Origin of the sequence: Nocardia sp. NPDC050717 (assembly GCF_040654275.1) — a bacterium.
Taxonomy (GTDB): domain Bacteria; phylum Actinomycetota; class Actinomycetes; order Mycobacteriales; family Mycobacteriaceae; genus Nocardia.
This window is the reverse complement of sequence record NZ_JBFAHR010000011.1, coordinates 152,307-171,259: the sequence shown is the minus strand read 5'-3', so window position 1 is coordinate 171,259 and position 18,953 is coordinate 152,307. Positions and strand designations below refer to the sequence as shown.

16 protein-coding genes are annotated in these 18,953 nt (G+C 71.0%); 10 read left to right on the top strand and 6 right to left on the bottom strand.

All coding sequences use genetic code 11. The features are described 5' to 3' along the window. Positions 1-15 precede the first annotated feature (15 nt). Both AB0H56_RS22345 and AB0H56_RS22340 read right to left on the bottom strand, forming a co-directional pair. Positions 16-513, bottom strand: coding sequence for a hypothetical protein (locus tag AB0H56_RS22345; protein WP_357166407.1), 498 nt, complete (start codon positions 511-513; stop codon positions 16-18). 47 nt (positions 514-560) lie between these two features. Then, the gene (locus AB0H56_RS22340; RefSeq protein ID WP_110035585.1) at positions 561-1,490 is read right to left on the bottom strand and encodes a neutral zinc metallopeptidase; all 930 of its coding nucleotides are present in this window, start codon (positions 1,488-1,490) and stop codon (positions 561-563) included. Positions 1,491-1,688: 198 nt separating this feature from the next. On the opposite strand from AB0H56_RS22340, the gene aspS reads away from it, so the two are divergent. Both aspS and AB0H56_RS22330 read left to right on the top strand, forming a co-directional pair. Next, positions 1,689-3,503: an aspartate--tRNA ligase gene (aspS, locus tag AB0H56_RS22335; RefSeq protein WP_357166403.1), complete on the top strand. Its 1,815-nt coding sequence runs from the start codon at positions 1,689-1,691 to the stop codon at positions 3,501-3,503. 75 nt (positions 3,504-3,578) lie between these two features. Then, positions 3,579-4,547, top strand: coding sequence for a DUF389 domain-containing protein (locus tag AB0H56_RS22330; protein WP_357166400.1), 969 nt, complete (start codon positions 3,579-3,581; stop codon positions 4,545-4,547). A 10-nt stretch (positions 4,548-4,557) separates the two neighbouring features. On the opposite strand, the gene AB0H56_RS22325 is transcribed toward AB0H56_RS22330, so the two are convergent. Beyond that, positions 4,558-5,598 carry a hypothetical protein gene (locus AB0H56_RS22325; RefSeq protein ID WP_357166397.1) on the bottom strand — a complete coding sequence of 347 codons (1,041 nt, stop codon included), beginning with the start codon at positions 5,596-5,598 and terminating at the stop codon, positions 4,558-4,560. A gap of 194 nt (positions 5,599-5,792) precedes the next feature. Here AB0H56_RS22325 and AB0H56_RS22320 point away from each other — a divergent pair, with 194 nt between their 5' ends. Together AB0H56_RS22320 and AB0H56_RS22315 are read left to right on the top strand one after the other, a co-directional pair. Further along, entirely contained in the window at positions 5,793-6,962 is a 1,170-nt protein-coding gene (locus AB0H56_RS22320) for a kinase (protein WP_110035581.1), read from the top strand. A 66-nt stretch (positions 6,963-7,028) separates the two neighbouring features. After that, complete coding sequence (locus tag AB0H56_RS22315) at positions 7,029-7,850, top strand: siderophore-interacting protein (protein ID WP_357166394.1); 822 nt, start codon at positions 7,029-7,031, stop codon at positions 7,848-7,850. A gap of 93 nt (positions 7,851-7,943) precedes the next feature. On the opposite strand, the gene AB0H56_RS22310 is transcribed toward AB0H56_RS22315, so the two are convergent. The 3 genes from AB0H56_RS22310 to AB0H56_RS22300 form a co-directional block, all read right to left on the bottom strand. Further along, entirely contained in the window at positions 7,944-9,191 is a 1,248-nt protein-coding gene (locus AB0H56_RS22310) for a DUF6596 domain-containing protein (RefSeq protein ID WP_357166391.1), read from the bottom strand. After that, positions 9,188-9,541: a YciI family protein gene (locus AB0H56_RS22305; RefSeq protein ID WP_357166388.1), complete on the bottom strand. Its 354-nt coding sequence runs from the start codon at positions 9,539-9,541 to the stop codon at positions 9,188-9,190. Before AB0H56_RS22305 ends, AB0H56_RS22310 begins: the two co-directional genes overlap by 4 nt. Before the next feature lie 134 nt (positions 9,542-9,675). Next, positions 9,676-11,337, bottom strand: a complete 1,662-nt coding sequence (locus tag AB0H56_RS22300) for an alkaline phosphatase D family protein (RefSeq protein ID WP_357166385.1) — start codon at positions 11,335-11,337, stop codon at positions 9,676-9,678. A gap of 93 nt (positions 11,338-11,430) precedes the next feature. Here AB0H56_RS22300 and AB0H56_RS22295 point away from each other — a divergent pair, with 93 nt between their 5' ends. The 6 genes from AB0H56_RS22295 (at position 11,431) to AB0H56_RS22270 (ending at position 18,946) form a co-directional block, all read left to right on the top strand. Further along, complete coding sequence (locus AB0H56_RS22295; RefSeq protein WP_357166382.1) at positions 11,431-12,777, top strand: replication-associated recombination protein A; 1,347 nt, start codon at positions 11,431-11,433, stop codon at positions 12,775-12,777. Positions 12,778-12,855: 78 nt separating this feature from the next. Then, positions 12,856-15,522, top strand: coding sequence for an alanine--tRNA ligase (gene alaS / locus AB0H56_RS22290; protein WP_357166379.1), 2,667 nt, complete (start codon positions 12,856-12,858; stop codon positions 15,520-15,522). Then, a complete protein-coding gene (gene ruvX, locus AB0H56_RS22285) occupies positions 15,522-16,088 on the top strand; it encodes a Holliday junction resolvase RuvX (RefSeq protein WP_357166376.1) in 567 nt (188 codons plus the stop codon). Before alaS ends, ruvX begins: the two co-directional genes overlap by 1 nt. Then, entirely contained in the window at positions 16,085-17,632 is a 1,548-nt protein-coding gene (locus AB0H56_RS22280; protein ID WP_357166373.1) for an endolytic transglycosylase MltG, read from the top strand. Before ruvX ends, AB0H56_RS22280 begins: the two co-directional genes overlap by 4 nt. Then, entirely contained in the window at positions 17,629-18,453 is an 825-nt protein-coding gene (locus AB0H56_RS22275) for a shikimate dehydrogenase (protein WP_357166370.1), read from the top strand. Before AB0H56_RS22280 ends, AB0H56_RS22275 begins: the two co-directional genes overlap by 4 nt. A 49-nt stretch (positions 18,454-18,502) precedes the next feature. After that, positions 18,503-18,946, top strand: coding sequence for a B-4DMT family transporter (locus tag AB0H56_RS22270; protein ID WP_357166367.1), 444 nt, complete (start codon positions 18,503-18,505; stop codon positions 18,944-18,946). Positions 18,947-18,953 lie beyond the last annotated feature (7 nt).

Genomic DNA, 18,953 nt, shown 5'->3' with positions numbered 1-18,953 from the left:
TGCGTCGGTGCGCGGTCAGCTCTTCTTGAAGGCGTCGACCAGCTTCTTGGTGAGGTCGGCGAAGCGCTTGCGCGCCGCCTGTTGATCGGGGTCGAGGCCGTCGGTGGAATCGGGGGAGTAGACGACCAGGTGCGCCTCGCCCTCGGCGTCCTCCGGCATCAGGTCGATGATCTGGGTGCCCTTGCCCTCACCGGCCGGGATGCCGAAGTCGATCTCCTTGAGCGCCTCGATCTCCGCGCGCGCGGCCGCGAGCACGTCGGCGGGCACGGTGCCGGTCACCTGCTTGGCCGCGGTCTCGGGCTTGCGGTCGTTGCTCACCGCGTCCGGGGAGTGCACGGCCTTGCCGTCGGGGAAGACCTGCAGGACCGGCCGGAGGTCGGTCCGCTGGGACCAGCCGTCGGGGATCGTGGTGACGCTGATCAGGGGTAGCGGCGCCGGATCGGCATGGGCGACGGCGCTCACGCCGGGCAGGGCGAGAGCGCAGACGAGCAGTCCGGTCATGGTCAGGCGCATGGGTACCCCTCGATCGAAAGTCGGTGCGACGGCGTCGCGTTCGGGGGTCAGCGTAGCCCGGGTGGGTTGTTCAGGTCACCCGCGGAATAGGTGTCGCACGCCTTCACCGAGCCGGTCTTGTACCCGGCGAGGAACCACTTCTGGCGCTGCTCGGACGAACCATGGGTCCACGACTCGGGATTCACCCCGCGCCCGGCCGCACGCTGGATGCGGTCGTCGCCGACGGCGTTGGCGGCCGAGAGTGCGTCGCGGATGTCGGTGTCGGACAGCGGCTTCAGGAACGGCTGGCTGCCGCCGGGCGCGTTCTGCTTGTCGGCGTAGTAGGCCCAGATCCCGGCGTAGCAGTCGGCCTGCAGTTCGGTGCGCACCGCGCCGGATTCGGCGCCCTTGGGGTCGCGCTGGGCGCGGCCGATGTCGCCGAGCTGGTTCTGGATGTGGTGGCCGACCTCGTGCGCGACCACGTACTCCTGGGCCAGCGGTCCGGCGCTCGCGCCGAAGCGGTCGGTGAGTTCTTGGAAGAAGCTGGTGTCGAAGTAGGCGGTCTGGTCGGCGGGGCAGTAGAACGGGCCGACGTCACTGGTGGCGTTGCCGCAGCCGGTGGCCACCGCGCCGGAGAACAGCACCAGCTTCGGTTCGACATAGCGCTTGCCGGTCTGCTTGGGCAGCTCCTGCGACCACACCGCGTCCAGGCTCTGCGCGGTGAGCACCACCCGGCAGTCGACGTACTTGTTGGCGTCGGCACCGGTCTTGCAGTGCGCGGGCGTGCCCGCGGTGCCCTGCTGACCCGCCTGCTGCTCGTTCTGGGCGCCGGTGAAGTTGCCGAGGACCGAGCCCGGATCGCCGCCGAGGAGCAGGGTGAGCACGACCAGGATCAAGCCGCCCGCGCCACCGCCGAGTGCGAGCTTGCCGCCCATCCCCGGGCCGCCGCCGGAGGAGGCCCGGCCTGGATCGATCTGCATACCTTCGTTGAAGGTCATCGCCGTACTCGCCTTCGCTAGGTTGACCAGCTGTCCTGCAGCATGATTCACCGCCCCGGACGCGACTGACGGCGGGCATGCGTCACAAGCTTGACACGGCGACCGCGATATCGGTTTCCACTCGGGGATCGTGTCTCACTACGATGGCAGTGCACCTGGTCGTCTCCGCCGGTGCGACGAGTCGTCGAAAGGAATACCGTGCTGCGCACCCACTTGGCTGGTTCGCTGCGAAGCGAGCACGCCGGTCAGACCGTCACCCTCACCGGCTGGGTGGCCCGGCGTCGTGACCACGGTGGGGTGACCTTCATCGATCTGCGCGACGCGTCCGGCGTCGCGCAGGTGGTCTTCCGCGAGGGCGAGGCGGCCGAGCAGGCCCACAAGCTCCGCGCGGAATTCTGTGTGCAGGTCACCGGTGTGGTGGAGCAGCGCCCCGACGGCAACGAGAACCCGGAGCTGCCGACCGGTCAGATCGAGGTCAACGCCTCGGAACTGATCGTGCTCAACGAGAGCGCCCCGCTGCCGTTCCAGCTCGACGAGACCCCCGGTGACGAGGCCCGCCTCAAGTACCGCTACCTCGACCTGCGCCGCGAGGGCCCCGGCCATGCCATCCGGCTGCGGTCCAAGGTCAACGCCGCCGCCCGCGAGGTGCTCGGCCGCCACGAGTTCATCGAGGTCGAGACCCCGACCCTGACGCGCTCGACCCCCGAGGGCGCCCGCGACTTCCTGGTCCCCGCCCGCCTGCAGCCGGGCAGCTTCTACGCCCTGCCGCAGAGCCCGCAGCTGTTCAAGCAGCTGCTGATGGTCGGCGGCATCGAGCGCTACTACCAGATCGCGCGCTGCTACCGCGACGAGGACTTCCGCGCCGACCGGCAGCCGGAGTTCACCCAGCTCGACATCGAGATGAGCTTCGTGCGCCAGGAGGACGTGATCCTGCTGGCCGAGGACATCCTGGTCGCGCTGTGGAAGCTCGTCGGCCACGACATCACCACCCCGATCCCGCACATGACCTACGCCGAGGCCATGCGCCGCTTCGGGTCGGACAAGCCCGACCTGCGCTTCGGCGTCGAGATCACCGAGCTCACCGACTACTTCGCCAACACCCCGTTCCGGGTGTTCCAGTCCGAGTACGTCGGCGCGGTCGTCATGCCCGGCGGCGCGAGCCAGCCGCGGCGCCAGCTCGACGCCTGGCAGGAGTGGGCCAAGCAGCGTGGCGCCAAGGGCTTGGCCTACATCCTGATCAACGAGGACGGCACCCTGGGCGGCCCGGTCGCCAAGAACCTGTCCGACGCCGAGCGCGAGGGTCTGGCCAAGCAGGTCGGCGCCGAGCCCGGCGACTGCGTGTTCTTCGCCGCGGGCCAGACCAAGCCGAGCCGGGCCCTGCTGGGCGCCGCGCGCGGCGAGATCGCCCGCAAGTGCGACCTCATCGACCCGAACGCCTGGGCCTTCGTCTGGATCGTCGACGCCCCGATGTTCGAGCCCACCGCCGACGCCACCGCCAGCGGCGACGTGGCCCTGGGCTACTCGGCCTGGACCGCGGTGCACCACGCGTTCACCTCGCCCAAGCCGGAGTCGATCGACACCTTCGACACCGACCCGGGTTCGGCGCTGGCCTACGCCTACGACATCGTCTGCAACGGCAACGAGATCGGTGGCGGTTCGATCCGTATCCACCGTCGTGACGTGCAGGAACGCGTGTTCAAGGTGATGGGCATCGACCACGACGAGGCCCAGGAGAAGTTCGGCTTCCTGCTCGACGCCTTCTCCTACGGCGCCCCGCCCATGGGCGGCATCGCCTTCGGCTGGGACCGCATCACGGCGCTGCTGGCGGGCGAGGACTCGATCCGCGAGGTGATCGCCTTCCCGAAGACCGGCGGCGGCGTCGACCCGCTCACCGAGGCGCCCGCGCCGATCACCGCGCAGCAGCGCAAGGAAGCCGGCATCGACGCCAAGCCCGAAGCCAAGGGCGAGGCCAAGACCGCGGCCGACGCGAAAGCCGTTGCCGCGGAGAAATAGCGCGCACCACGGGGACCCGGTACCTTCTGGTCTGTTCACGCGCCGCGCCGCGGTGCCGACCGGAAGGGCCACCCTGTGCTTCACCTGCGTGTGATCTCGCCGCCCGAGCGGACCGATGCCCTGATGGGTGTGCTCGCGGCGGATCCGGGCGTCACCCACGTGACGCTCGCGCGCGGCGTCGCCGTCGAGCCCGCCGGTGATCTCGTCCAGGCCGATGTCGCCCGCGAGGCCGCCAACGCCGTGCTCGCCGACATCAAGAACCTCGGCATCGTGCACAGCGGCGGCATCACGCTCGGCCCGGTCGAGACCGTGCTCTCCGATGCCGCCGAGCACGCCGTGCACGAGGCGCCCGGCGACCCGGACGACGCGGTGGTCTGGGAACAACTCCAGGCCGAGACACACGAGGAATCCTCGCTCAACGCCACCTTCGTGGCCTTTCTGACGATCGCCTGCCTGCTGTCCTCGATCGGTGTGGCGACCAACTCGGCCGTCACCATCGTCGGCGCGATGGTGGTGGGCCCCGAGTTCGGGCCGCTGGCGGCGCTGTCGGTGGCGCTGGTGCGGCGCGAGTGGCGGCTGGCCCGGCGTTCGCTCATCGCCCTGGTCGTCGCGTTCCCGATCGCCATGGCGGTGACGGCGGTGGCCACGATGATCTGGGAGAAGATCGGCTGGATCACCACCGAGGGTGTGCTCGACGCGCACAACGTCGACTTCATCTACCAGGTGGGGCCGTTCTCCCTGGTGGTGGCCGTGCTTGCGGGTGCGGCCGGCATGCTCTCGCTGGTCACCTCGAAGTCCGCGGCGCTGGTCGGTGTGTTCATCTCGGTGACGACGGTGCCCGCCGCCGGATACGCGGTGGTGGCCGCGACGATCGGCGAATGGCAGCGGGCGTTCCAGTCGGTCGGTCAGATCTCGGTGAACCTGCTCGGCATCGTCGTCGCCGGCGTGCTGGTGCTGTGGCTGCGTCCGCGCGCGGGCAACGAGGACGGTCCGTTCGAACGCCTCAAGCGCGCACTCGGGATGCGCACCCTGCCCGGGCGCTGAGCCCCCGCGTTCAGATCCGGGCGACCGGTCCGGCCGTGAGCACCCGATAGCCGTAGGTGACCGCGATCGCGCACACCGGACCGGCGACGAACAATCCGAGCCCGCACAGCACCAGGCCGACGGCGGTGACCAGCGAGATCGTCAGCGCCAGCAGCAGCGCGGCCCACAGATTGTTCACCACCAGGATCGCGCTCGCCTTGATCGCTTCCAGCGGACCGTAGTCCTGATCGATGACGAAGTGCAGCGAGAACATGCACAGGAACCCGACCACCAGCCCGGGCAGCAGGCACAGCGAGGACGCGAGCAGCGTCGCCGCGAAGGCCAACAGGGCGGTGAGCAGGACATTGCCCGCGTTCACGAAGCGGAAGAACGATCCGAAAGCCGGTGGGTATCCGTCGGTTTCGTAGAGCGCGCCGCGGATCATCACGGCCTGCAGCAGCCACAGCGCGACCGCGACCAGCAGGAACAGGAACAGCACCGTGAACAGCGAAGTGGGATCGAAGATCTGGACGATCGCGAGGACGGCCAGATAGATCAGCACCCCCACCGCCGTGACGCCGAGCCACGGGCCGGGATTGGCGCGGAAGCGCTCCCAGCCGTAGCTCAGTGACCGCCCGACATCGAGGGTCTGTGTTTCCGGCTGGTAGTAACCCTGCGGCTGCCGGCCGCCGGTGCCCGACACGCCGGGCGCGGGGGTGACCGGATAGCCCCCGGTGTCCGGTTTCGCCTGCGGCGCGGGATAACCGGGACCGGTGCCCGCAGGCCCGTACTGCGGTGCCGCCGGACCGTACTGTGGGGCCGCGTGGCCGGCGCCGGCAACCGGCGGGGCCGGCTCGAGCGGTTCGTCACCGTACTGCGCGGCGCCGGGCCCTTCGAACTGCGGATACCCTGCGCCACCGGCCATTCCGTGCCTGCTCGGCCCCTGGCTCGCCGCGGGCGGCTGACCAGGTCCCTCGTGGCGGCCCGTGCCTTCGGCGAACTGTCCGCCACCGCCGGAACGCGGTGGCCCACCCGGTGAATCGCTCGATGCGGCGTACGGTGTGTCGGTCACTGTGGTAGACCTTTCGACTCAACCGGTTTGCGGTGTGGCGCACAGCAGTTGACGATGAGAAAACCCGACGGCGCACTGGTGTGTCAAGCGAACAGGCACACCCGGCGCAACCCTGGCTCCAACACGCCGAGCGACGCGGAAAGGTTGTGTAACCGCTCGCTAGAAGTGACCAGGTACGAGTAGCTTGAGAGGCGATGACCGCACTATTGGCCGAACGCGCCGCCGACGTCGTGTCCGCAGCACAACAGTTGCTCACAAAGCGAATGGGTGCTCCGGTGAAGCTGAGTGATCCGATGGAGCTCAGTGGCAGTGGCAGGACAACAGTCCTGCGGGTGCGTGTCGCGGAGAACGCTTTCTCGTTGCCGCGCACGCTGATCGTGAAACAGGTGCGCGGTACCGCCTCGGACCGCGTCACCGGTGGCATGGCGCCCGGAGTCGCCAGCATCGATGCCGCGTTCCTGCGCGAGGCGGTGTCCTACCAGTTCACCACCGCGCTCAGCCGCGAACAGCGCCCCGGCGCCTACCTGATCGCGCACAGCGTGCCGGACCGGCTGCTGGTGCTCTCGGATCTGGGCGAGAACGCGCTGCTCACCTCCGTGCTGCAGACCCGCGCCGAGCCCGGCACGCGCAACTCGCTGATGGCGTTCGCGCAGGCGCTGGGCCGGATGCACGCGGCGACCGTCGGGCGCGAGCCGGACTTCGTCGCGCTGATGCGGCGGGTCGACTCGGCGCACCGCGTCGACGGCATCGCCCAGCAGGCCCAGGCCGCGATCGCCGACGTCCCCGGTCTGCTGCAGACCGAACTCGGCATCGAGGTCCCCGGCGAGATCGCCGAACGCATCGTGCACGGCAACCGGCTGTTCACCGGCGGCCGCTACCGCGCGTTCAGCCCGTCGGACCTGTGCCCCGACAACGTGATCATGAACGACGAGGGCGCCCGCTTCCTCGACTACGAGTGGGGCGGATTCCGCGACGCCACGCTCGACATCGCCTACGCGCTGGTCTCGTTCCCCGGCTGCCTGTGCGATTTCGAGCTGTCGCGCAGCCGGGCCAGGGAGATGGTGGAGGCGTGGCGCTCGGCCGTGGTCGGCGTGTGGCCGTCGCTGGCCGACGACACGGTGCTGGCCGAGCGGATCCTCGAGGCGCGTCTGATCTGGGTGTGGCTGTCCACGTACTGGTTCCTGCCCGCCGACCACACGCGCATCGCCACCGCCAGGGAGCACGGCCTGTCCGTGCCGCGCTCGGAGGCGCTGATCAATCGCTGGTCGGCCCTGGCCGAGGACGCCAGGGTCACCGGCGACGACGCGGTCGGCGATTTCGCCGAACAGGTGTCGGCGATGCTCGAGGAACGCTGGGCGGAGTAGCGAGCTCCCCACTTCCCGGCGCGACGGGAGTACCGTCGCGGTGGTCCGAGGAAGTAGGGAGCAGCAGTGCCGAATCCGGTCAGTGTCACCGTCGTCCGCAAGCAGTGGTTGACCCCGCACCTGGTGCGGATCGTCGGCGCCGTGGGCCCGGAATTCACGCCGAACGCCTTCACCGACGCCTACGTGAAGCTCGTCTTCCCGCCGCCGGGCGTCGAGTATCCGGAACCGCTCGACCTCGACACCGTGCGTGCGACCCTCGGCCCGGAGAGTCAGCCGGTGCTGCGCACCTACACCGTGCGGTCCTACGACGCCGCACGGCGCGAGATCAGCATCGACTTCGTGGTGCACGGTGACGAGGGCATCGCGGGGCCGTGGGCGCGGGCGGTCGAGCCGGGCGCGCGCTTCTGGCTGAACGGGCCCGGCGGTGCCTTCGCCCCCGACCCCGCGGCCGACTGGTATCTGTTCGCCGGGGACGAGTCGGCGCTGCCGGCCATCGCCGCGGCCCTCGACGCGGTGCCCGCGGGCGCGCCCGCGCTCGTGTTCGTCGAGGTGGGCGGCCCCGAGGACGAGATCGCGCTCACCTCACCCGGCGACCTGCGCCTGCGGTGGGTGCATCGCGGCGTGTCCTCGGACCTGATCCCCGACGATCTGGCCGGCGAGCACGCGCCGCTGGTGGCCGCCGTTCGCGCGGCCGAGTGGCTGCCCGGGCAGGTGCACGCCTTCGTGCACGGCGAGGCCGAGGCCGTGATGCGCCACATTCGCCCCTACCTGCGCACGGAACGCGGCGTCGCGCCGAAATGGTTCTCGATCTCCGGGTACTGGCGGCGGGGACGCTCCGAGGAGGGGTTCCGCGAGTGGAAACGCGCGTTCGCGGCCGAGGGCGCCTGAGAGAGATCACGCCGTCGACGATCGGGGGGTGGTTCGCCGAGGGTCCCGCGTGGCGACGATGCCGAGTGCGCCGGGTGCCATGAGTCGCCGGGGTCACCCGGCCAACGCCGAGTGCTTGCGCAGCAGGTGGGCGCGTTCGACGGTGTTGTCGGTGAGCAGCAGGGCGGCCTCGTAGGCGGCGATCGCCTCGTCGGTGCGGCCCACCTCCGCCAGGAAGGCGGCGCGGGCGGCGTCGAGGTAGCCGTAGGTCGCCAGCGCGGGCTCGTCGCCGAGCGGGCGCAGCAGCGCCAGGGCCTGGGTGGGATCGCCGGCCAACCCGACGGCGATCGCGTGGTTGAGCCGGGCGACCGGCGATGGCCACACGCGCAGCAGCAGCCGGTAGAGCCCGATGATCTCCGGCCAGTCGGTGTCGGCCCAGGTGGGCGCCTCGTCGTGGACGGCGGCGATGGCCGCCTGCAGCGTGTACCGATCCGTGTGCGGCAGCGCCTGTTTCACCAGCGCGATGCCCTCGGAGATGGCCGCGTGGTCCCAGCGGCCGCGGTCCTGGAACTCGAGCGTGATCAGCTCGCCCGTCGCGTCCACCCTGGCCGCGCGGCGGGCATCGGTGAGCAGGATCAGCGCGAGCAGCCCGGTGACGGCCGGGTCGTCGGGCACCAGCGCGTGCATCATCCGTGCCAGTTGGCGGGCGCGGCCCACCAGATCGGTGCGGACGAGTTGCTCGCCGACGGGCGCGGTGTGGCCGGTGGTGAACAGCAGATGGATGACCGCGCAGATCGCGTCGAGGCGGTGCGGCAGCTCGCGCACCGAAGGCACCCGGTACGGGATCGCGGCCACCGCGATCTTCTTCTTCGCCCTGGTGATCCGCGCGGCCATGGTCGCCTCGCTCACCAGGAACGCGCGGGCGACCTCGGCGGTGGTCACGCCGCAGACCAACCGCAGGGTCAGCGCCACCTGTGCCGGGCGGGCCAGCGCCGGATGACAACAGGTGCTGATCAACCGGAGCCGGTCGTCGGGAATCGCCGGGCCGTCGAGGTCGGCCAGGGCCAGGTCGGCGGGATCGGCGACCGGTTCGTCGACGACCAGGCGCGGCAGCGTGCGGCGCAGGGTGCTGTCGCGTCGCAGCAGGTCGAGTCCGCGCCGCCGGGCGACGGTGGTCAGCCACGCGCCGGGCCTGGCCGGGACGCCGTCGCTCGCCCAGGCGGTCAGCGCCGCGGCGTAGGCGTCCTGCACGCATTCCTCGGCCAGGTCGAAGTCGCGGACCAGGCGCACCGTCGCGGCGAGCACGAAGGCCCATTCGCGACGGTGCGCCTGCTCGACGGCCGCGGCCGCCGCCGTTGTCACGGCTGCGGGAAGACCTTGATCGGGCGCACCTCGACGCCCCCGGTCGGCGCGGGAACCTGCGCGGCGAGCGCGATCGCCGCGTCCAGGTCCGGTGCCTCGAGCAGGTAGTAGCCGCCCAGTGCTTCCTTCGCCTCGGCGAAGGGGCCGTCGGTGATGACGACCTCGCCGTCGGCTTCGTGGCGCAGCGAGGTCGCGGTGCCGGTGGGCTGCAGGGCGTGGCCGCCGAGGTTGGCGTCACCGGCGAGCTGCTGGAAGGCGCGGTGCGCGGTGAGCATGTCACCGAGCTCGGTGGGGGACATGGCGGCGTAGGTGGCTTCGTCGCCGTAGATCAGGACCAGGTACTGGCTCATGAGGGCTCTCCTTCGGATCTTCGGCTGCCCGCTCGTCGGGTGGCCGTACAGTTCCGACGGGCGAGTGCGGCCGCGATCGACAGCCGCTCGAAGAAATTCTGCGCCGATTTTCGTGGCGCCGGGAGAGTCCGCGCTCAGTGGACCGGTCGCGGTTCCACCCGACCGCCGGAGGGCACCGCGAAGGAGACGGCGTGTCGCACGCCGGTGGCCGGGTCGTTGACGTCGAACACGTAGAACCAGTCCATCCGCGCCTGCTCCGGTGTCACCTCCAGCACGCCGTAGCCGTGCGAGTCCAGCTCCACGTAGCGCAGATGATGGTTGGCGGCCTTGATGGCCTCCTCCGCGGGGACCGAGGCGGTGCGCGGCGGCACCTTCAGCAGGTCGCCGACGCTGGACGAGGTGATCGAGGGGACGACGAATTCCGCGCCGACGGTCGGTCCGCCGGGGTAGTTCGCGGCGTCGAGGGGCAGGTCGGCGGCCCAGGAGGTGTGGATGTCGCCGGTCAGGAACACCACATCGCCGACCTCGTTGTCGGCGATCGCGCGATACAGGGTGGCGCGGTCGGCGGTGTAGCCGTCCCACTGGTCGCCGTTGACGGTCAGGCCGCCCTGCGGCAGACCGAGCAGCGAGGTGATGGCGTCGGTGGTCGCCGGCTCGAGCGGCGGGAACACCACCGGGGCGACCATCACGGAGTTGCCGATCAGCTTCCACCGGGTGGGCGCGGACACCAGACCCGCGGTGAGCCATTCCATCTGGGCCCGGCCGGTGATCGTGCGGGCGGGATCGTCGGCGTGGCGCCAGCCCGCGCCGGGCCCGGCCTCCTTGTCGCGGTAGGTCCGCAGATCCAGCATCGAGAGCTCGGCGAGCGTGCCGAACCGCAACCGGCGGTAGATCCGCAGGCCGCCGTCGGCGCGGTCGGCGCGCACCGGCATCCATTCGAGGTAGGCCTGCGTGGAGGCGGCCTTGCGGTCCTGCCACGGGCCGCTGACGGCGGGATCGTGGTGGGAGGAGCCCTCGCGCCAGGAGTTGTCGGCGGATTCGTGGTCGTCCCAGGTGCACACGAACGGCACCGCCGCGTGCAGGGCCAGCAGATCGGGATCGGTCTTGTACTGGCCGTGCCGGATCCGGTAGTCGGCCAGGCTGACGATCTCGTGCACCGGATCGTGTCCACGGACCGCGCCGCCGCGCCCGGTGTACTCGCCGCGCCCGTACTCGTAGAGGTAGTCGCCCAGGTGCAGGACGGCGTCGAGATCGCCGCGCGCGGCCAGGTGGCGGTAGGAGGCGAACCAGCCGGCCTCCCAGTTCGAGCACGACACCACCCCGAGACGCAGTCGCTCGACCTCGGTGTCGTCGGCCGGGGCGGTGCGGGTGTGGCCGACGGGGGAGGTCTCGCCCAGGGCGGTGAAGCGATAGACGTAGTCGGTGCCCGCGGCCAGACCGGTCGCGTCGACCTTCACCGTGTGGTCGCCGTCCGCGGTGGCGGTGGCGGTCCCGGAGGCGGCGAGCCGGGTGAACGACTCGTCGGTCGCGATCTCCCAGCGGACGGTGGCCGCGTCGCCGAGCCCGGAACCCGGGGTCGCGTCCTCGGCGACGGTGACCCTGGTCCACAGGATCACCGCGCCCGGCAGGGGATCGCCCGAGGCGACACCGTGCCGGAACACCGCACCCGACGCGTGGGCGGGCGCGGCGGTCAGCAGGGCGGCGGCCGCCGCCGCGGTGCCGCCTTTGAACAGGGTGCGGCGAGCGAACTGTCCCACGGCGACCTCGGTGTTTTCGACCACGATCAGCGATCTCATCCCAGCGCGGCCCGGCGCGCAAGTCGGACACGCAAGAATTGGTCAGCCGTTCAACTCGCGGACCTGTCCGAGGGCATCGGTACCCTGCTCGACGTGAGTGACAGCCTGTTCGACGTGCCCGGTGCCGACCCAGCGCCCGCGCAGGGGCTCGACGCGGTGGTGCGGCGCGACCCCGGGGCGCCCCTGGCCGTCCGGATGCGGCCGCGCTCGCTCGACGAGGTGATCGGCCAGCAGCACCTGCTCGGCCCCGGCTCGCCGCTGCGGCGCCTGGTCGAGGGCTCCGGCGCGGCCTCGGTGCTGCTCTACGGCCCGCCCGGCACCGGCAAGACCACGCTGGCCTCGCTGTTGTCACAGGCCACCGGGCGCCGGTTCGAGGCGTTGTCCGCGCTGTCGGCGGGCGTGAAGGAGGTGCGCGCGGTCATCGACGTGGCCCGGCGCAGGCTGACGGTGGGGGAGCAGACCGTCCTGTTCATCGACGAGGTGCACCGCTTCTCCAAGACCCAGCAGGACGCGCTGCTGGCCGCGGTCGAGAACCGGATCGTGCTGCTGGTCGGCGCCACGACCGAGAATCCGTCGTTCTCGGTGGTCTCGCCCCTGCTGTCGCGTTCGCTGGTGCTGCAGCTGCAATCGCTCACGCCTGCCGACATCCGGTCGGTGCTCGACCGCGCGATCGCCGACGAGCGCGGCCTGGCGGGGGAGTACACGGTCACCGACGAGGCGCTCGACCACATCGTGCGCATCGCGGGCGGGGACGCGCGGCGCGCGCTCACCGCGCTGGAGGCCTCGGCGGAGTCCTCGCTCGACGGTGTCGTCGACGTCGCCCTGGTCGAGGCCAGCGTCGACAAGGCGGCCGTGCGGTACGACCGCGCGGGCGACCAGCACTACGACGTGATCAGCGCCTTCATCAAGTCGATCCGCGGTTCCGACGTCGACGCCGCCCTGCACTACCTGGCCCGCATGCTCACCGCGGGCGAGGACCCGCGCTTCATCGCCCGCCGCCTGATGATCCACGCCAGCGAGGACATCGGCATGGCCGACCCGATGGCCCTGCAGACCGCCACCGCCGCCGCTCAGGTGGTGCAGCTGGTCGGGCTCCCCGAGGCCAAGCTCGCGCTGGCCCAGGCCACGATCCACCTGGCCACCGCCCCCAAGTCCGGCGCGGTGACCTCGGCGCTCGGTGCCGCCATGGCCGACGTCGCCGCGGGAAAGTCCGGCGCCGTGCCGCCCCACCTGCGCGACGGTCACTACGCGGGGGCCGCCGCGCTGGGCAACGCGCAGGGCTACCGGTTCCCGCACAACGCGCGCGAGGGCGTGCTGGCCCAGCAGTACCCGCCCGACGACCTGGTCGGCACCGACTACTACGAGCCGACCGACCACGGCTTCGAACGGGAGGTCGGCGGCAGGCTGGGCAAGCTGCGCCGCATCGTGCGCGGGAAGTAGGTGGTCCCGGCGCGGTGTCGCCGAGACCACGGACTCCGGCGGAAAACAGGTGGAATGCAGGCGGTAGGCTGGACTGCTGTGCAGACCCACGAGATTAGACGGCGTTTCCTGGACCATTTCGTCCGTGCCGGACACACCGAGGTGCCCAGTGCCTCGCTGATCCTGGCCGACCCCAACCTGCTGTTCGTCAATGCGGGCATGGTCCAGTTCAAGCCGTATTTCCTGGGCCAGGAGGCACCGCCGTACTCGCGCGCGACCAGCGTGCAGAAGTGCGTGCGCACCGGTGACATCGACGAGGTCGGCGTCACCACCCGGCACAACACGTTCTTCCAGATGGCGGGCAACTTCTCCTTCGGCGACTACTTCAAGGAAGGCGCCATCACCCTGGCCTGGGAGCTGATCTCCAAGCCGCAGGAGGAGGGCGGCTTCGGTTTCGACCCCGAACGCATCTGGGTCACCGCCTACGAGTCGGACCCGGAGGCGGCCGAGATCTGGCATCGCGTCGCGGGAATCCCGAAGGAGCGCATCCAGTTCCGCGACGGCAAGGACAACTACTGGGACATGGGCGTGCCCGGTCCCGGCGGCCCCTGCTCGGAGATCTACTACGACCGCGGCCCCGCTTACGGCAAGGAAGGTGGCCCGGTCGCCGACGAGGACCGCTACCTCGAGATCTGGAATCTCGTTTTCATGCAGGACATCCGCGGCGAGCTGAGCCCCAAGCAGGGTCACCCGCCGGTCGGCTCGCTGCCGCGCAAGAACATCGACACCGGCATGGGTGTCGAGCGGGTCGCCATGCTGCTGCAGGGTGTGGAGAACGTCTACGAGACCGACCTGCTGCGCCCGATCATCGACAAGGCCGAGCAGCTCACCGGCCGCTCCTACGGCGTCGAACACGCCGACGACGTGCGCTTCCGCGTGATCGCCGACCATGTCCGCAGCTCCGCGATGCTCATCGCCGACGGCGTGAACCCCGGCAACGACGGCCGCGGCTACGTGCTGCGCCGCCTGCTGCGCCGCATCGTGCGTTCGGCCCGCCTGCTCGGCGCCGAGAAGCCGGTGATGGGCGAGCTGATGAAGGTCGTCTCCGACCTGATGTCGCCGTCCTACCCCGAGCTGGCCACCGACTTCGGCCGCATCGAGACCGTCGCGGTCGGCGAGGAGACCGCCTTCCTCAAGACCCTCAACACCGGCGAGACCCTCTTCGACAACGCCGCCACCGCGGTGAAGTCCAAGGGCGGCAAGCAGATCGCCGGCGCCGACGCCTTCGCGCTGCACGACACCTACGGCTTCCCGATCGACCTCACCCTCGAAATGGCCGCCGAGGCGGGCCTTTCGGTGGACGAGGAGGGCTTCCGCTCGCTCATGGCCGAGCAGCGTCAGCGCGCCAAGGACGACGCCCAGGCCCGCAAGCACGCGCACGCCGACCTGACCGTCTACAAGGAACTGGTCGACCGCGGCGCCACCGAGTTCACCGGCTTCGACGAGCTCACCTCCGAGGCGAACGTGCTGGCCCTGATCGCCGACGGCGTGCGGGTGCCCGCCGCGCAGGCAGGCCAGGACGTCGAGGTCATCCTCGACCGCAGCCCGCTCTACGCCGAGTCCGGTGGTCAGATCGCCGACCGCGGCACCATCACCGCGTCGGGCCTGAAGCTGCGCGTGAACGACGTGCAGAAGATCGCCAAGAAGCTGTGGGTGCACAAGTCGACGGTCGAGCAGGGCCAGATCACCGAGGGCGATGTGGTGCTCGCGCAGGCCGACCCGGCCTGGCGTCGCGGCGCCACCCAGGGCCACTCCGGCACGCACATGGTGCACGCCGCGCTGCGGCAGGTGCTCGGCCCCAACGCCGTCCAGGCCGGTTCGCTGAACAAGCCCGGCTACCTGCGCTTCGACTTCAACTGGCAGGGCGCGCTGAGCGAGCAGCAGAAGGCCGACATCGAGGCCGTCTCCAACGACGCGGTCGGCGCCGACTTCCAGGTCAACACCTTCGTCACCGATCTGCCCAAGGCCAAGGAGATGGGCGCGATGGCCCTCTTCGGCGAGAACTACGGCGACGAGGTGCGCGTCGTGGAGATCGGCGGCCCGTTCTCCATGGAGCTGTGCGGTGGCACCCACGTGGAGCACTCCTCGCAGATCGGCCCGATCACCGTGCTCGGCGAGTCGTCGGTCGGATCGGGCGTGCGGCGCGTGGAAGCCTTCGTCGGTCTGGACTCCTACAAGTACCTGGCCAAGGAGCGCGCGCTGCTGGCCGGTGTCGCGTCCTCGCTGAAGGTGCCCTCCGACGAGGTGCCCGGACGCGTCGAGCAGCTCGTGGAGCGGCTCAAGGTCGCCGAGAAGGAACTCGAGCGCACCAAGATCGCCGCGGTGCTGTCCTCGGCGGGCACGTTCGTCGAGCAGGCCGAGCGGGTGGGTTCGGTGCTGCTGGTGGCCGCGGCGGCGCCGGAAGGCGTCAACGCCGGTGATCTGCGCACCCTGGCCACCGACATCCGTGGCCGGTTCGGCAGCGATCCGGCGGTGGTCGTGCTGCTCGGCAACGCCGACGGCAAGGCGCCGTTCGTGGTGTCGGTGAACACGGGCGCCCAGGATCTCGGGTTCAAGGCGGGCGACCTCGTCGCCAGCTTCGGGCCGAGCATCGCCGGTCGCGGTGGCGGCAAGCCGGAGATGGCGCAGGGCTCGGGGTCGGATCCGTCGGGTATCCCGGCCGGTCTGGCCGCGGTCCGTGCCCGGGTGGCCGAACTGGCCGGCTGATGGCTGCCGGTACCGGCGCCACCGATCAGGACCCGGCCGACCGCCCCGACGCGGCGACCGATCCCGGTCGCGGGCGCCGGATCGCGATCGATGTCGGCAGTGTCCGGATCGGTGTCGCCTCGAGCGACCCCGACGGCATCCTCGCCACGCCCGTGGAGACCGTGCCGCGCGCCAAACCGGCGAAATCCGGTGGGCGCGCGGCGGGCCCACCCGCCGACATCGCAAGAATTGCCGAGATCGTCTCGGAGTACGAAGCGGTCGAGGTGATCATCGGTCTCCCGCGCACGTTGCGCGGCGAAAACGGAACGGCGGCCACCATCGCGCGCCGGTTTGCCCGGGAGTTGCGCCGGGTGATCGACCCGATTCCGATACGCCTTTCCGACGAACGTTTGACTACGGTGTCTGCTGCACGTGCGCTGCGCGACAGCGGGGTTCGCGCACGTGGCCAGCGGCAGGTGATCGACCAGGCGGCAGCGGTGTCGATTCTGCAAGGATGGTTGGACGAGCGGAGTTCGGTGTTGAAGGACGCGACAGACGCGGCACACAGGGTCGGAGACGACGCATGACCGACCGATGGGCCAGGGCCGAGGAACGCTACCGGGCGCGGGAGGCCGATCGGCGCTACCCCCGGCGCGACGACTGGGGTCTGGACGCCCGCACGGCACGTGCGGAGCCCGAACCGGATCAGGCGCACTGGGACGACGATGACGACACCAATGTCATCCCGCGCTACGAGGACGAGCTCTACGACGAGCCGGAGCCCGAGCCCGAGCCGGTCGCTCCGGCGCGCAGGCGGCCCCCGGCGGGGCGCGCGGCGGCGGGGAAAGCCGCCCCCGCGCGTGGTCGAGGACCGTCCGCGCGTGGCAGGGAAGGCTCAGGCCGCGGGAAGGAACCGTCGGGCCGCGGCAAGGCAGCAGCCGGCCGGAGCAAGCGGTCGCGGATCGCCTCGCGCAAGGCGGCAGAGCGCAAACGGCGCCGCCGCAACCTGTGGGCGGTCGGGGCGGTGCTCGTCGTCCTGTTCGTCGCGGCGGCCGGTTTCGCCGGGTACAAGCTGATGAGCGGCTTCACCCCGCCCGAGGACTTCGCGGGACCGCCCGGCGCGCCCGTGGTGGTCCAGGTGCACTCCGGGGACACCGCGACACAGATCGCCGAGTCCATGAAGGAGAAGGGCGTCGTCGCCAGCGCCGAGGCGTTCTACGAAGCGGCCGTGCGCAATTCGAACATGAACGGCGTGCAGCCCGGCTTCTACGCCGTCCAGCAGAACAGTCCCGCCGAGCACGCGGTGACCACGCTGGTGTCGAAGTCCTCGCGCGTGGGCAACCTCGTCGTCTCCGAGGGCCGCCAGCTCCACGACCAGCACGACGTGAACACCGGGGCCCGCAAGGAAGGCATCTACACCAAGATCGCCGCCGCCAGCTGCATCGGCACCGCCCCGGCCGCGAAGTGCGTCACCTACGAACAGCTCGACGCCGCGGGCGCGAGCACCGACCTCGCCGCGCTCGGGGTGCCGGACTGGGCCAAGCAGTCCGTCGCCGCGGCGCCGGACCGGCGCAGGCAGCTCGACGGCCTGATCGCCGCGGGCACCCTGGATTTCGATCCCAGCGGCGGCCCGGTCGACATCCTGCGCCAGCTCATCACCACCAGCGCGGCCCAGTACGAATCGACCGGCCTGCTGCGTTCGGGCGCCACCAACCAGCTCGACCCGTATCAGACGCTGATCGCCGCCTCGCTGGTCGAGCGGGAGGCGCTGCCGCCGGACATGCCCAAGGTCGCGCGCGTGATCGTCAACCGGCTGCGCATCGATCAGCCGCTGCAGTTCGACTCCACGGTCAACTACTCGCTCGACAAGACCGAGGTCGCCACGACCGACGCCGACCGCGCCGAGGTCACGCCGTGGAACACCTACGCCATGTCCGGGCTGCCGGCCAATCCGATCGCCGCGCCGTCGCTGAAAGCGCTGGCGGCGATGGAGAATCCGGAGCCGGGGACCTGGCTGTACTTCGTCACGATCGATCAGAAGGGCACCACTCTGTTCACCGAGAGCTACGCCGAGCACCTGCGCAACATCCAGAAGGCGCATCAGAGCGGCATTCTCGACAGCGGGCGATGAGCGGGGCCGAGGCGATGACGGTGCGCAGAGCCGCGGTGCTCGGTCAGCCGATCGCGCATTCGCGATCACCGCAGCTGCACCTGGCCGCCTACCGCGCGCTGGGTCTGGACTGGACCTACGAGCGGATCGAATGCGACGCCGCGATGCTGCCGGGGCTGGTCGGGGGCCTCGGACCGGAGTGGGTCGGGCTGTCGGTGACCATGCCGGGCAAGGAGGCGGCCCTGGCCGTCGCCGACGAGCGCACCGAGCGGGCCGTGCTGGTCGGTTCGGCCAACACCCTGGTCCGCGCGGAGGCGGGCTGGCGGGCCGACTGCACCGATGTCGACGGCGTGCTCGGCGCGTTGCGCGGCGGTGGCGTCACCACCCTGGACGAGGCCGTGGTGCTCGGTGCGGGCGGTACCGCGAGGCCGGCGCTGTTGGCGCTGTCGGAGCTGGGCGCGAAGACGGTCACCGTCATCGCGCGCGACGCGGGCCGGGCGCGCGGCGCGCTCGAGCTGGCCGAGCGGCTCGGGATGCGTGCCACCGTCGCCCCGCTCGACGCCGACCGCGTTCGGGCGGTGTGCGCGTCGGCGGGAGCCGTGGTGAGCACCGTGCCCGCCGAGGCGGCCGCGCCGATCGCCGAGGCGGTCGCCGTCGCGCCGGTGGTCCTCGACGCCATCTACAACCCGTGGCCGACCCCGCTGGCCCAGGCGGTCGACGCGGCCGGGCACACGGTCGTCAGCGGACTGCAGATGTTGCTGAACCAGGCCTACGGGCAGGTCGAGCAGTTCACCGGTCAGCCCGCCCCGCGGGCGGCGATGGCCGCGGCGCTCGACAGCTGATCCACGGAATTGATACCTGTTCTAGTTTTGACCGGCTAGGGTGTTGCCCATGACCGCTTGGGTGTTGCGTGCGACCGTCCTCGGCGCATTGGTCGTCGGGCTACGGCTGCTGCTCGGATTCGCGATGGCGTTCGCGCCGACCTTCGGCCTCGTCTGGCGGGTCGCGTGCCTGGTCGTGATCGTCGGTGTCGCCGCCGTGTGGGGCATGCGCGACGGCCGTTCGGCCGCCGCTGTCGACCTCACCGTCCGCTGGATGGCCGCCGGTGCGGTCGCCGGGCTCGCCAGCGGCGCGGTGTGCCTGGTCCTGGATCAGATCCCCGGTGTCGAACTCGGCGACTCCGGTGCGCTCTTCGAACTGACCTCTTCGGCGGCGTTCATCATGCTGCTGATCTTCCTGCCCGCGCTGGCCGGTGTCGCCTTCGGCCGCCGCCGGGCTCGCCGCGCTCCCGAATCCGCCGCGCCGGCCACCCAACCCGAGTTCGCCACGGCCTGAGTGTCCT

Coding starts and splice junctions, on each gene's coding strand:
- ruvX (WP_357166376.1), top strand. CDS start 15,522: ATGGCTGCCGGTACCGGCGCCACCGATCAGGACCCGGCCGACCGCCCC.
- AB0H56_RS22275 (WP_357166370.1), top strand. CDS start 17,629: ATGAGCGGGGCCGAGGCGATGACGGTGCGCAGAGCCGCGGTGCTCGGT.
- AB0H56_RS22280 (WP_357166373.1), top strand. CDS start 16,085: ATGACCGACCGATGGGCCAGGGCCGAGGAACGCTACCGGGCGCGGGAG.
- AB0H56_RS22270 (WP_357166367.1), top strand. CDS start 18,503: ATGACCGCTTGGGTGTTGCGTGCGACCGTCCTCGGCGCATTGGTCGTC.
- AB0H56_RS22305 (WP_357166388.1), bottom strand. CDS start 9,541: ATGAGCCAGTACCTGGTCCTGATCTACGGCGACGAAGCCACCTACGCC.
- AB0H56_RS22300 (WP_357166385.1), bottom strand. CDS start 11,337: ATGAGATCGCTGATCGTGGTCGAAAACACCGAGGTCGCCGTGGGACAG.
- AB0H56_RS22320 (WP_110035581.1), top strand. CDS start 5,793: ATGACCGCACTATTGGCCGAACGCGCCGCCGACGTCGTGTCCGCAGCA.
- AB0H56_RS22345 (WP_357166407.1), bottom strand. CDS start 513: ATGCGCCTGACCATGACCGGACTGCTCGTCTGCGCTCTCGCCCTGCCC.
- AB0H56_RS22340 (WP_110035585.1), bottom strand. CDS start 1,490: ATGACCTTCAACGAAGGTATGCAGATCGATCCAGGCCGGGCCTCCTCC.